A 12,580-nucleotide genomic window follows, 5' to 3' on the forward strand; every position below is an offset into this window, starting at 1 on the left:
GTGTCCGCTGCGAGGGCGCCGAACCAGCCGGGCGGCCCGCCCCCGACACGCCGCCCGCTCCGCTTTCCTCACCGTCCTCCCCGATGACTCAACCCTTCATCGCCGTCATTCCCGCCCGGCTCGCGTCGACGCGGCTCCCGAACAAGCCGCTCGCCGATCTCGGCGGCAAGCCGATGGTCGTGCGCGTCGCCGAACGCGCGCGCGAAGCGGGCGCGCAGCAGGTGCTGGTCGCGTCCGACGCGCAAAGCGTGCTCGATGCGGCCCGAGATCACGGCTTCGAAGCGGTGCTGACACGCGCCGACCATCCGTCCGGCACCGACCGGCTCGCGGAAGTCGCGGCGACGTTCGGGTGGAGCGACGACACCGTCGTCGTCAACGTGCAGGGCGACGAGCCGCTGATCGACCCGGTGCTCGTGCGCGACGTAGCGTCGCACCTCGCCGCGCATCCGGCCTGCGCGATTGCGACGGCCGCCCACCCGATCCACGACGCGGCCGACGTGTTCAACCCGAACGTGGTGAAGGTCGCGCTCGACGCGCAGAGCGTCGCGCTGTACTTCTCGCGCGCGCCGATTCCATGGAGCCGGGACGCGTACCAGCCGCACTGGCCCGACGTCGCGGCCATGCCTGCACCGGCCTTCCCGGTCTACCGGCACATCGGCCTCTATGCATATCGCGCGCGTTTCCTGCGCACCTATCCGACGTTGGCGCAGGCGCCGATCGAACAGGCCGAGCAGCTCGAACAGCTGCGCGCGCTCTGGCACGGCGAGCGCATCGCAGTGCTGATCACCGAGTCCGCGCCGGAAGCCGGCATCGACACGCCGGCCGATCTCGCACGCGTGCAGGCCCTTTTTCAGCCGTCATCAAAATAACCCGTGGCATAATCAGGCGATTGTGCGAGCCGTCCGCGACCAGCGCGTCCTCGCTTGACCCCGCCCGCGGCCCTGCCGGCAGCCGCGCGTCGCCCAACCCGACGCGCCGCATCAGACCGGTCCGCCACGCGCCAGGCAAGCCCCGCGCACACCGTCGCCGGCGCTTTTTTCGTCTCGCCACACGAATCTACATACTGGAGATATCACCATGCGTTTGATCCTGTTGGGCGCGCCCGGCGCGGGAAAGGGCACCCAGGCAAACTTCATCAAGGAAAAATTCGGCATCCCGCAAATCTCGACGGGCGACATGCTGCGCGCGGCCGTGAAGGCCGGCACGCCGCTCGGCGTCGAGGCGAAGGGCTACATGGACGCCGGCAAGCTCGTGCCGGACGCGCTGATCATCGGCCTCGTCAAGGAGCGCCTGAAGGAATCCGACTGCGCGAACGGCTATCTGTTCGACGGTTTCCCGCGCACGATCGCGCAGGCTGACGCGATGAAGGAAGCCGGCGTCGCGATCGACTACGTGCTCGAGATCGACGTGCCGTTCTCGGAAATCATCGAGCGCATGAGCGGCCGCCGCACGCACCCGGCATCGGGCCGCACGTACCACGTCAAGTTCAACCCGCCGAAGGTCGAAGGCCATGACGACGTGACGGGCGAGCCGCTGATCCAGCGTGACGACGACAAGGAAGAAACCGTCAAGAAGCGCCTCGAAGTGTACGAAGCGCAGACCAAGCCGCTGATCACGTACTACGGCGACTGGGCGCAGCGCGGCGAGGAAAACGGCCTGAAGGCACCGCAGTACCGCAAGATCTCGGGCCTCGGCAGCGTCGAGGAAATCCGCGAGCGCGCGTTTGGCGCACTGAAGTAAGCAGCGCACCGCGCACCCGCAAGCCGCCCTTTCCGGGCGGCTTTTTTTTGCCCGGGCGGAATTGGCACGACCGTTCTGGTCCCGCCTTCGCGCGAGCGCGCCCCGTACAATCGGTCGGATGCCGGAGCCCCTCCTACCGGCGCCCATCATTTCAACCGGTCGCGCGGCATCGGATCGGGCAACCGCTTCGCGTGGCAACGCAACACGCGCCGAAGCGCCAACCGCGGTCGATCACCCTGCATGGGGCGGCCCTGAGCGCTGTCGCGCCAGAGGCGCTCAACAACGGAGACAACCATGGAAATTCGCGGCAACGTGTTTCTGATCACGGGCGGTGCATCGGGCCTCGGCGCCGGCACCGCGCGGATGCTCGCGCAGGCAGGCGGCACGATCGTGCTCGCCGACCTGAACGACGCGGCGGGCACCGCGCTCGCGACCGAACTGGGCGGCCGCTTCGTGCACTGCGACGTGTCGAGCGAAGCCGACGCGCAGGCGGCCGTCAGCGCGGCAACGCAAGCCGGCACGCTGCGCGGCCTCGTGAACTGCGCGGGCATCGCGCCCGCCGCGAAGACCGTCGGCAAGGACGGCGCGCATCCGCTCGACGTGTTCGCGAAGACGATCAACGTGAACCTCGTGGGCACGTTCAACATGATCCGGCTCGCGGCCGCCGCGATGGCGGCCACCGCGCCGACCGCGGACGGCGAGCGCGGCGTGATCGTCAGCACCGCGTCGGTCGCCGCGTTCGACGGGCAGATCGGCCAGGCCGCGTACGCGGCGTCGAAAGCCGGCGTCGCGGGCATGACGCTGCCGATCGCGCGCGACCTGTCGCGCAGCGGCATCCGCGTGATGACGATCGCGCCCGGCCTGTTCGAGACGCCGATGCTGCTCGGCATGCCGCAGGACGTACAGGACGCGCTCGGCGCGATGGTGCCGTTCCCGCCGCGGCTCGGCAAACCGGCCGAATACGCGCTGCTGGTGCGCCAGATCGTCGAGAATCCGATGCTCAACGGCGAAGTGATCCGCCTCGACGGCGCGATCCGGATGCAGCCGAAATAGGCACAAAAAAACGCCCGCGATGCGGGCGTCGTTTCATTCAGGGTTCCGGCAGCGTGGCGGCGGCTCAGTCCTCGCCGTCGCGCTGCATCCGCTGCCGCAATTCGGTCACCTGCGACTCGACGACGGTGGCGTCGTCCGCGTCCGGCCGCTCGCCGAGATACAGTTCGAGATCCTCGAGCGCGGGCCGCAGGTAATCGAGCCGCGCATACGCGAACCCGCGGTCGCGGACTTCGTCGAGGTGCTCGGGCAACAGGATCACGAGCCGCTGCTGCACCGCGAGCAGCCGCTGCCAGCGTTCCGTCTGAAGATAGATCGTCTTCAGGTTGCGCAGCATCCGCGCGATGATCTCGCGGCTCGTCGCCGGCTGCAGCAGCGCGCGCAATGCGCTGTCGACCGCGCCGGCCGCGCGCGCCACGTACGGCTCGAGCATCTCGACCATCTCGGCTTCGGACAGCGAATGGCCGTTGGCCGGATCGATGATCAGGTCGCCGTCCGGCAGCGTGACGCGCAGCAGGAAATGGCCGGGGAACGACACGCCGCGCGCCGGCACGCCGATCTGCTCGGCGAGCTCCAGGTACAGCACCGACAGCGAGATCGGGATCCCGCGCCGCCGCTTCAGCACGGCATTCAGGTGGCTGTTATCGGGGTCGTAGTAGTCGTTGTGATTGCACGCGAAGCCGAGCTCGCGGAAGAAGAAATCGTTCAGTGCGGCGACGCGGCCCTTCAGGTCCGCATCGTCCGTGAGCCGCCGGCGCAGCCGCGCCGCCAGCATGTCGAGTTCGGCCAGCGTGCCCTGCAGGTCGAGGTCGGGATACGCGTCCTGCGCCAGCGACAGCGCCGCTTCCGTGACGGGCAGACTGTCGTCGTCTGCCACGAGCGTGCTGAAGTAGTCGAGGACGCGGGTCATTGCGGTCGTCACTTGGCGCGCCTTCTGAAATAAGCGTATTTGAAGCCCATCACCCACAACATACCGAAATATAGTGCAGCGAACAGCACGAGGCACGCGGCCATCAGCGCGATGCGATCGAGCGGCTGCGTACGCATCCCGGTCCAGTCGAAGCTGATCGACAGCCAGTGCATCAGGCCAGCGAGCACGAGCGCCGCGCCGATCAGCTGCACGAAGAAGCGCAGCCAGCCCGGCGACGGCTGGTAGATGCCGCGCTTGCGCAGCCCGATGAACAGCAGCAGCGAGTTCAGGCACGCGCCGACGCCGATGCTCAGCGTCAGGCCCGCGTGGCCGATCAGCGGCACGAACACGTAGTTCGAGATCTGCGTGACGATCAGCACGCCGATCGCGATCTTCACGGGCGTCTTGATGTCCTGCTTCGCATAGAAGCCCGGCGCGAGGATCTTGATCAGGATGATGCCGACGAGACCGATCCCGTAGGTCGCCAGCGCGCGCGCGACCATCGTGACGGTGTGCGCGTCGAACTTGCCGTAGTTGAACAGGGTCGCGGTGAGCGGCGTCGCGAAGAAGAACAGCGCGAGCGCGCTCGGTGCCGCGAGCAGGAACGTGACGCGCAGGCCCCAGTCGAGCAGCGCCGAATACTCGTGCGAATCGGCATCGACGTGCGCCTTCGACAGGCTCGGCAGCAGGATCGTGCCGAGCGCGACGCCGAGCAGCGCCGTCGGGAATTCCATCAGGCGGTCGGCGTAGTTGATCCACGACACGGCGCCCTGCCCGAGCCGCGACGCGATGTTGGTGTTGATGATCAGCGACAGTTGCGCGACCGACACCGCGAACGTCGCGGGCACCATCTTCGCGAGCACGCGCTTCACGCCCGGGTGGCGCAGCGCGCGCAGCGGGTTGAGTCCGATCAGCGGCACCATGTCGATCTTCTTCAGGCCCGGCAGCTGCACGAGGAACTGCAGCACGCCGCCGACGATGACGGCCCACGCGAGCGCGAACACCGGCACCTTCAGGTGCGGCGCGACGAACACGGCCGCGGCGATGAACGCGACGTTGAGCAGCACCGGCGCGAACGCGGGCAGCGAGAAGCTCTTGTACGTGTTCAGCACGCCGGAGGCGAGCGTCGTCAGCGAGATGAACACGATGTACGGGAACATGATCTGCGTCATCGTGACCGCGAGCGGGAACGCCTGCCCGTCGGTGTGCAGGCCGGACGCGACGGCGAACACGACCCACGATGCGCCGGCGATCCCGACCACCGACAGCACGGCAAGCGCCCACGCGAGCACGGTCGACATCGCGTCGACGAGCGCTTTCGTTGCATCGTGCCCTTGCTGGTTCTTGAACTCGGCAAGGATCGGCACGAACGCCTGCGAGAACGCGCCTTCGGCGGACAGGCGGCGCAGCAGGTTCGGGATACGGAAGGCGACGTAGAACGCGTCGGTGTATTGACTGGCACCGAACGCACGGGCGATCAGTGTCTCGCGGGCCAGTCCGGTCACGCGCGACAGCAGCGTGAAGCCGCTGACCGTCAGCAGGGCTCGGAATAGATTCATGGGGCGCTTATTATACGGACGTTGCGTGGCCCGGCCAGCGGCCGATGCCGAAAAGCGCGCACGCGTTCGGGCGCCGTCCTTGGCGGGTGTCACGTTGAACTTGCCACGCGCTTGATTTCGTTGCTATAATCGCCGGTTTCTAGGCTCGTACATGCACGGCAACTGCCGTTTTCATGTCCCTGCCTCGGTTAAAATCACCGTTTTTTATGCGCCCCTGGGCAATCGCTCTCAGGGGACGGATCGAAAAGCAGCGCTTGGCCGTCTAGGCTCCAAGCTCTGGAAACAGGACAGGATAAGGAACCGTCATGGCTAACTCCGCACAAGCACGCAAGCGCGCCCGCCAGGCCGCGAAGGCAAATTCGCACAACTCGGCGCTGCGCTCGAAATTCCGTACCGCGATCAAGGCTGTTCGCAAGGCTGTCGACGCCGGCGATCAAGCAAAGGCTGCAGAGCTGTTCAAGTCTGCCGTCAAGACGATCGACACGATCGCCGACAAGAAGATCGTTCACAAGAACAAGGCCGCTCGCAGCAAGAGCCGCCTGGCCGCAGCCGTCAAGGGTCTGCAGGCAGCAGCGTAAATCCGGTGCGCCCGCTCACGCGGGCGTTCCTGTTTCCTGCGATCGCAAAAAAGCCCGCCTAGGCGGGCTTTTTTGTTGCCTGTCGCCGGCGCATCCTGCGTGCCGGTGACAGTTGCCACGAGGGCGGGCGCGGCAAGCGCCCTCGCCCGCGCCGGCATCACTTCTTCGCGTCGTAGTCCGGCAGTTCGCACGCCTCGGTCACGACGAGGTTGTTGTCCTTCGCGAAATTCAGCACGAAATCGAACGCCATCGGCTCGACGTCGCGCAGCCGGGAATCGAGGATCACGCATTTCAGGTCGCCGAGCATCGTCGGACGCACGTAGAGCGAATACTTGAGGCGCGCGTTCGGCCCGCTCGCCCCCGGCCCGAAGCAGGCCATCACACCGGCCAGACGTTCCGACCAGTCGCTCGGGCGAAACTTTTTCCCGTCTTTCGTGATGCCCTGGATGAAGAATTCGGTCGGAGGGGTTTCAGCCATGTGGTTACCCAAGTGACGGCCCGGCGATGTCCAGGCAACGGCGCCTGGATACGCGAACACAAAGCTGAAACGGACGGCGGCACAAGCATTCCGATATCCCGAAAACGGGACGTCGGTGCGCGCCACCGGCGGACTGCACCGGATTTGTGCAGCGCACGGCTTGTGTCCGGCAGAGCGCGAAGAGGCTTGCCTGCCGGGCTGGAGAAAACTTTTGAATTATACCGCAGCGCGCCATCGCGCGCCGTCCCGACACCCCGCCTCCTTGCGTCGCTTGACGCGCGCGGCGATCGTGCCCCGCTTCTCTCGGCGGCTCGTCAAAGCACAGAAAATCCTTTATGCTGCTTTGAGTTATCCACACCCGACGGCGGCGCCGTCCGGCCTTGCTGCCGGGTGCAACCCGCCGTATTTCGCTTCATGACCGCCAAAACCATTCGTCACTACCTGCAGTTCAAGGATTTCTCGCTGGAAGACTACGAGTACGTGCTCGAGCGCACGGGTATCCTGAAGCGCAAGTTCAAGAACTACGAGACCTATCACCCGCTGCACGACCGCACGCTCGCGATGATCTTCGAGAAGAGCTCGACGCGCACGCGCCTGTCGTTCGAAGCCGGGATCTTCCAGCTCGGCGGCCACGCCGTCTTCATGAGCACGCGCGACACGCAGCTCGGCCGCGGCGAACCCGTCGAGGATTCCGCGCAGGTCATCTCGCGCATGGTCGACATCATCATGATCCGCACGTTCGAACAGGAGGTCATCAAGCGCTTCGCGGAGAATTCCCGCGTGCCGGTGATCAACGGCCTGACGAACGAGTACCACCCGTGCCAGGTGCTCGCCGATATCTTCACGTACTACGAGCACCGCGGCCCGATCGCCGGCAAGACCGTTGCCTGGGTCGGCGATGCGAACAACATGCTCTACACGTGGATCGAAGCCGCGCAGATCCTCGGCTTCAAGCTGCGCCTGTCCACGCCGCCCGGCTACGCGCTCGACATGAAGCTCGTGTCGCCCGACAGCGCACCGTTCTACGAGGTGTTCGACGATCCGAACGAAGCATGCAAGGGCGCCGACCTCGTCACCACCGACGTGTGGACGAGCATGGGCTTCGAGGCCGAGAACGAGGCCCGCAAGCAGGCGTTCGCCGACTGGTGCGTCGACGAGGAAATGATGGGGCACGCGAACCCGGACGCCCTCTTCATGCACTGCCTGCCCGCGCACCGCGGCGAGGAAGTGACGGCCGGCGTGATCGACGGCCCGCAGAGCGTCGTGTGGGACGAAGCGGAAAACCGCCTGCACGTGCAGAAGGCGCTGATGGAATTCCTGCTGCTCGGCCGCCTCAAGCACTGACGCGCCGGCAACTGGCCATCCATGAAAAAAGCGCCGATCGACGATCGGCGCTTTTGTTTGGGCGCGGGAAAAGCGGTGCCGAGCCCGCGTTACAGGCAGACCGGTTCGGGCTCGAGTTCGACGCCGAAACGTTCGCGCACGTCGGCCTGGATCGCCTGCGCCAGCGCGAGCACGTCGGCCCCCGTCGCGCCACCGCGATTGACGAGCACGAGCGCCTGGCGGTCGTGCACGGCCGCCGCGCCCAGCGCGCGCCCCTTCCAGCCGCAGCGGTCGATCAGCCAGCCGGCCGCGAGCTTGACCTGCCCGTCCGGCTGCGGATACGACACGACTTCCGGCGCGCGGGCGCGCAGCGCGTCGAACTGCGCGGCATCGATCACCGGATTCTTGAAGAAACTGCCCGCGTTGCCGAGGACGAGCGGATCGGGCAGCTTCGCGCGGCGGATCGCGACGACCGCGTCGAACACGTCGCGCGCCGTGGCCGCGTCGGCTGCCATGCCGCGTGCGTCGAGTTCGCGCGTGACGTCCGCGTAGCCGAGCCGCGGCGCCCACTGCTTCGGCAGCCGGAACGTCACCGACACGATCGCGAACCGGCCGCGCCCTTCCCGCTTGAAGAAGCTGTCGCGATAGCCGAACGCGCACCGCGCGGCGTCGAAACGCTCGCTGCGCCCCGTCGCCAGCTCCACCGCGACCAGCGAGTCGAAATACGCCTTCATCTCGAGGCCGTAAGCGCCGATGTTCTGGATCGGCGCGGCGCCGACCGTGCCCGGAATCAGCGCGAGGTTCTCGAGGCCCGCCATCCCGTGCTCGAGCGTCCATGCGACGAATGCGTGCCAGTTCTCGCCGCCGCCGGCCTCGACGTACCACGCGTCGTCGTCCTCGCGCACGACGCGGCGGCCCGCGATCTCGTCGAGCAGCACGACGCCGTCGAAATCGCGCGTGAACACGACGTTGCTGCCGCCGCCGAGCACGAGCTGCGGCAGGTTCGCGACGCGCGGGTCGCGATGGAGCGCCTCGAACTGCGACGCATGCGTGATGCGCGCGGCAAAGCGCGCGGTCGCGGCGATGCCGAACGTGTTGTGCGCGGCGAGCGGATGGTCGGGAAGCAGCGACAGGGCGGAATCGTCAGGAGGCATCGGCATTCGCGGTCACGTCCGCCTGGGCGGCGCATGGCCGGCCTTGGGCAAACGGAGGGGCATCGGTAAAATGGCAAACAGTCCGCAATTATAGCGAGTGCCCGCGCGCGAGCCGGGTTCCGCATCTCAAGGGAGGAATGCCATGCCATCGTTCGACGTCGTTTCCGAAGCGAACATGATCGAAGTGAAGAATGCCATCGAGCAGTCGAACAAGGAAATTTCGACGCGCTTCGACTTCAAGGGCTCCGACGCGCGCGTCGAGCAGAAGGAACGCGAGCTGACGCTGTTCGCCGATGACGATTTCAAGCTCGGCCAGGTCAAGGACGTGCTGATCGGCAAGCTGGCCAAGCGCAACGTCGACGTGCGCTTCCTCGACTACGGCAAGGTCGAGAAGATCGGCGGCGACAAGGTCAAGCAGATCGTCACCGTGAAGAAAGGCGTGACCGGCGATCTCGCGAAGAAGATCGTGCGCCTCGTGAAGGACAGCAAGATCAAGGTGCAGGCGAGCATCCAGGGCGATGCCGTGCGCGTGAACGGCACGAAGCGCGATGATCTGCAGAGCGTGATCGCGATGCTGCGCAAGGACGTGACCGACACGCCGCTCGACTTCAACAACTTCCGCGACTGATCGCCGGACGATCCGTCACGTCATCCCGCCGGGCCCCGCACACGCGGCGCGCCCGGCTGCGGCCAAGCGCCGCACTTTCTCAGGCTTTCCCGCCGTCCTGCGCGCCGCCGTCCGCGGCCGCCTTCTTCTTGTCGCCGATCCGGCTTTCTTGCCCCGCCAGCAGCTTCGAAATATTGCCGCGGTGGCGCCATACGAGCAGCACGCTCATCGCGAGCACGGCCCATGCGACCGGGTTGTGGCCCGTGCCGAACAGGAACACGTCGAACACCGGCGCGAACACGGCCGCCACCAGCGCCGCGAGCGACGAATAGCGGAAGAAGAACGCGACGATCAGCCAGGTCAGCGCGGTCGCGAGCCCGAGCACCGGGTGCACCGCGAGCAGCACGCCGGCCGCGGTCGCGACGCCCTTGCCGCCCTGGAAGCGGAAGAACACCGGATACAGGTGGCCGAGGAACACGGCGATCGCGACCCATGCGACCGCGACGTCGGGCAGGCCGAAGTGCCGGGCGAGCCAGACGGCAATCCAGCCCTTGAATGCATCGCCGACGAGCGTCAGGATCGCGGCCTTCTTGTTGCCGCTGCGCAGCACGTTGGTCGCGCCGGGATTCTTCGACCCGTACGAACGCGGGTCGGCCAGGCCCATCGCGCCGCTGACGACGACGGCGAACGACACCGAACCGATCAGGTAGGCAACGAGGGCGGCGAGCAGGATCTGCATGCGGAGGACTCTTCTTTCAACGTATCGGTAAAGGGACGGCTGCGCGCGGCACGCCGAAACGGCGCCCATTCTACCGAACGCGCGCCGCCTGCCACGAAGGTGAAACCCTCAGTCGACACTGGCGCACTGCACGGGCTGCGCGCCGAGCAGCGACGTGAGCACGGCCGGCGCGAGGCTGACGAGGTAGCCGCGACGCCCGCCGTTCAGGTAGATCGTCGGCAGTTCGAGGATCGTCGCCTCGACGTAGACGGGCATCGTCTTGCGCGTGCCGAACGGCGACGTGCCGCCGACGAGATAGCCCGAATGGCGGTTCGCGACTTCGGGCTTGCACGGCTCGACGCGCTTCGCGCCGATCTGCCGCGCGAGGTTCTTCGTCGACACGGTGCGGTCGCCGTGCATCAGCACGATCAGCGGCTTCGCGTGTTCATCTTCCATCACGAGCGTCTTCACGACGCAGTGCTCGACGACGCCGAGCTGGCGCGCCGATTCGCCGGTGCCGCCGTGCTCGACGTAGTCGTACGGATGCTCGCCGAATGCAACGCCGTGGCGGCGCAGCAACTGGGTCGCGGGGGTTTCGGACACATGCCTGGATTTGCTCATGGCGGCATTTTAAGGTGAACGACCGGCGCGCGCGCAATCGTGCGCCCGCACCGGCGGTATACTCGCGGCCCGTTTTTCGCCGGGCGGCCTGCTGCGTCGCCGCAACGATTCCGTCCATCATCATTGCGGACATCGCGAAGCGCTATTGCCCGAATGGCCGATTGTGGCGCGCGCGCCGTCATGGCACGATCGTTCGCCAACCTCGTCAGCCGCCGCCCTTCTTCTGGAGACGCCATGTCCTCGTCCCTCCGTTCATCCGAGCCGCTCGACGTCGACGCACTGCTCGCCGCGCTGCCTCGCCGCATCGCCGACGTGCCCGCACGCTGGGCCGCGCAGGCGCCCGCGCATCCGGCGCTGATCGAGGACGCGCGCCGCCTGTCGTATGGCGACCTGTCGCAGGCCGTCGATGCAGCCGCCGCGCAGCTCGCCGACCTCGGCGTGCACGGCGGCGACCGCGTGATGATCGTCGCCGAAAACTGCGTCGCGCAGATCGTGCTGCTGTTCGCGGCCGCCCGCCTCGACGCGTGGGCGCTCGTGTCGAACGCGCGATTGTCCGCCGGCGAGCTCGACGCGATCGCCGCGCACGCACGGCCGAAGCTGATCGCGTTCACCACCGACGCCTCGCCCGACGCGCGCACGCATGCCGAACGGCACGGCGCGACACCGGCCGGCATGCTGCCGGTCGACATCGGCGCATGGTCGTACCACGTCGACGCGAGCGCGCCCGGCGAACCGGTCGCCGCCGACGGTGCCGCGCAATGCGCGGCGCTGATCTACACGACCGGCACGACCGGCACGCCGAAAGGCGTGATGCTGTCGCATCGCAACCTGCTGTTCATCGCGGCGACGTCGAGCACGCTGCGCCGCGTATCGCCCGACGACGTCGTCTATACGGTGCTGCCCGTGTCGCACGTGTATGGGCTCGCGTCGGTCTGCCTCGGCAGCCTGTATGCGGGCGCGACGCTGCGGCTCGCGCCGCGCTTCTCGCCCGAAGCCGTGCGCGTCGCGCTCGCCGACGAAGGCGTCACGATCTTCCAGGGCGTGCCCGCGATGCACGCGAAGCTGCTCGAACACCTGCACACGCACGGCCACGCGTGGCGTGCGCCGCGCCTGCGCTTCGCGTATTCGGGCGGCTCGCCGCTCGACGCGAACCTGAAGGCGCGCGTCGAGCGCCTGTACGGCGTGCCGCTGCACAACGGCTACGGGATGACCGAAAGCAGCCCGACGATCACGCAGACGCCGCTCGATGCGCCGCGCACCGACAGCTCGGTCGGCGTGCCGATTCCCGGCGTGGAGATGCGGATCGTCGCGCCGGACGGCACCGACGTGCCGCCGGGCGAAGTCGGCGAGATCCGCGTGCGCGGGCCGAACGTGATGCTCGGCTACTACCGCAACGCGGACGCCACGCACGCGGCCGTGTCGCCGGACGGCTGGCTGAGCACCGGCGATCTCGCGCGGCAGGAGGCGGACGGTGCGGTAACGATCGCGGGCCGCAGCAAGGAGCTGATCATCCGGTCGGGCTTCAACGTCTATCCGGTCGAAGTCGAGCAGGTGCTGAACGCGCATCCGGACGTCGTGCAGGCGGCCGTGATCGGCCGCGCGGTCGAAGGCAACGAGGAAGTGCTTGCGTTCGTCGAGCTGGTGCCCGGCGCGACGGCCGACGAAGCGGCGTTGCACGCGTGGTGTGCGGAGCGGCTCGCGCCTTACAAACGCCCCGCACACATCCGCGTACTCGACGCGCTGCCGGCCGCATCGACGGGCAAGGTGCTGAAGCACAAGTTGCGCGAGTTGGTCTGACTCGGGCCGGCCGTTGCACGTGACACGGCCCGCGCCGCGCCGGAT

Annotated in this window: 13 protein-coding genes; 7 read left to right on the top strand and 6 right to left on the bottom strand. The window is 67.4% G+C overall.

The genetic code is table 11. The features are described 5' to 3' along the window. Nucleotides 1-83 precede the first annotated feature (83 nt). The 3 genes from kdsB (at nt 84) to LGM89_RS11835 (ending at nt 2,793) form a co-directional block, all read left to right on the top strand. The gene (gene kdsB / locus LGM89_RS11825) at nt 84-869 is read left to right on the top strand and encodes a 3-deoxy-manno-octulosonate cytidylyltransferase (protein WP_071334980.1); all 786 of its coding nucleotides are present in this window, start codon (nt 84-86) and stop codon (nt 867-869) included. Between the two features lie 208 nt (nt 870-1,077). After that, nucleotides 1,078-1,740 (top strand): adenylate kinase, encoded by a 663-nt coding sequence (adk, locus tag LGM89_RS11830; RefSeq protein WP_011352990.1) that lies wholly within the window; start codon nt 1,078-1,080, stop codon nt 1,738-1,740. Nucleotides 1,741-2,034: 294 nt separating this feature from the next. Further along, the gene (locus tag LGM89_RS11835) at nt 2,035-2,793 is read left to right on the top strand and encodes an SDR family NAD(P)-dependent oxidoreductase (RefSeq protein ID WP_226273100.1); all 759 of its coding nucleotides are present in this window, start codon (nt 2,035-2,037) and stop codon (nt 2,791-2,793) included. A gap of 64 nt (nt 2,794-2,857) precedes the next feature. Here the strand turns inward: LGM89_RS11835 and LGM89_RS11840 are convergent, their stop codons facing one another. Together LGM89_RS11840 and murJ are read right to left on the bottom strand one after the other, a co-directional pair. Further along, complete coding sequence (locus LGM89_RS11840) at nt 2,858-3,700, bottom strand: SirB1 family protein (protein ID WP_089426643.1); 843 nt, start codon at nt 3,698-3,700, stop codon at nt 2,858-2,860. A gap of 8 nt (nt 3,701-3,708) precedes the next feature. Further along, complete coding sequence (gene murJ / locus LGM89_RS11845; protein ID WP_046544567.1) at nt 3,709-5,259, bottom strand: murein biosynthesis integral membrane protein MurJ; 1,551 nt, start codon at nt 5,257-5,259, stop codon at nt 3,709-3,711. Nucleotides 5,260-5,564: 305 nt separating this feature from the next. Here murJ and rpsT point away from each other — a divergent pair, with 305 nt between their 5' ends. Continuing rightward, on the top strand, nt 5,565-5,837 hold the full coding sequence (gene rpsT, locus LGM89_RS11850; protein ID WP_039368270.1) for a 30S ribosomal protein S20: 273 nt from the start codon (nt 5,565-5,567) through the stop codon (nt 5,835-5,837). A 157-nt stretch (nt 5,838-5,994) separates the two neighbouring features. Here the strand turns inward: rpsT and LGM89_RS11855 are convergent, their stop codons facing one another. Continuing rightward, nucleotides 5,995-6,315 (bottom strand): DUF3579 domain-containing protein, encoded by a 321-nt coding sequence (locus tag LGM89_RS11855; protein ID WP_021162567.1) that lies wholly within the window; start codon nt 6,313-6,315, stop codon nt 5,995-5,997. Between the two features lie 414 nt (nt 6,316-6,729). Here LGM89_RS11855 and argF point away from each other — a divergent pair, with 414 nt between their 5' ends. Continuing rightward, nucleotides 6,730-7,659 carry an ornithine carbamoyltransferase gene (argF, locus tag LGM89_RS11860; protein ID WP_226273101.1) on the top strand — a complete coding sequence of 310 codons (930 nt, stop codon included), beginning with the start codon at nt 6,730-6,732 and terminating at the stop codon, nt 7,657-7,659. A gap of 89 nt (nt 7,660-7,748) precedes the next feature. Here the strand turns inward: argF and murB are convergent, their stop codons facing one another. Further along, complete coding sequence (murB, locus tag LGM89_RS11865) at nt 7,749-8,798, bottom strand: UDP-N-acetylmuramate dehydrogenase (protein WP_089495506.1); 1,050 nt, start codon at nt 8,796-8,798, stop codon at nt 7,749-7,751. A gap of 136 nt (nt 8,799-8,934) precedes the next feature. Between murB and LGM89_RS11870 the strand changes: the two genes are divergently transcribed. After that, the gene (locus LGM89_RS11870) at nt 8,935-9,420 is read left to right on the top strand and encodes a YajQ family cyclic di-GMP-binding protein (protein WP_039368282.1); all 486 of its coding nucleotides are present in this window, start codon (nt 8,935-8,937) and stop codon (nt 9,418-9,420) included. A 79-nt stretch (nt 9,421-9,499) separates the two neighbouring features. Here LGM89_RS11870 and plsY read toward each other — a convergent pair whose 3' ends face one another. Beyond that, nucleotides 9,500-10,138: a glycerol-3-phosphate 1-O-acyltransferase PlsY gene (gene plsY / locus LGM89_RS11875; protein ID WP_059484351.1), complete on the bottom strand. Its 639-nt coding sequence runs from the start codon at nt 10,136-10,138 to the stop codon at nt 9,500-9,502. A gap of 108 nt (nt 10,139-10,246) precedes the next feature. Then, nucleotides 10,247-10,738 carry an aminoacyl-tRNA deacylase gene (locus tag LGM89_RS11880; protein ID WP_089495507.1) on the bottom strand — a complete coding sequence of 164 codons (492 nt, stop codon included), beginning with the start codon at nt 10,736-10,738 and terminating at the stop codon, nt 10,247-10,249. A 234-nt stretch (nt 10,739-10,972) separates the two neighbouring features. On the opposite strand from LGM89_RS11880, the gene LGM89_RS11885 reads away from it, so the two are divergent. Next, the gene (locus LGM89_RS11885; protein WP_226273102.1) at nt 10,973-12,535 is read left to right on the top strand and encodes a class I adenylate-forming enzyme family protein; all 1,563 of its coding nucleotides are present in this window, start codon (nt 10,973-10,975) and stop codon (nt 12,533-12,535) included. Nucleotides 12,536-12,580 lie beyond the last annotated feature (45 nt).

It is taken from the genome of Burkholderia sp. AU31624 (assembly GCF_020420065.1).
GTDB lineage: Bacteria > Pseudomonadota > Gammaproteobacteria > Burkholderiales > Burkholderiaceae > Burkholderia.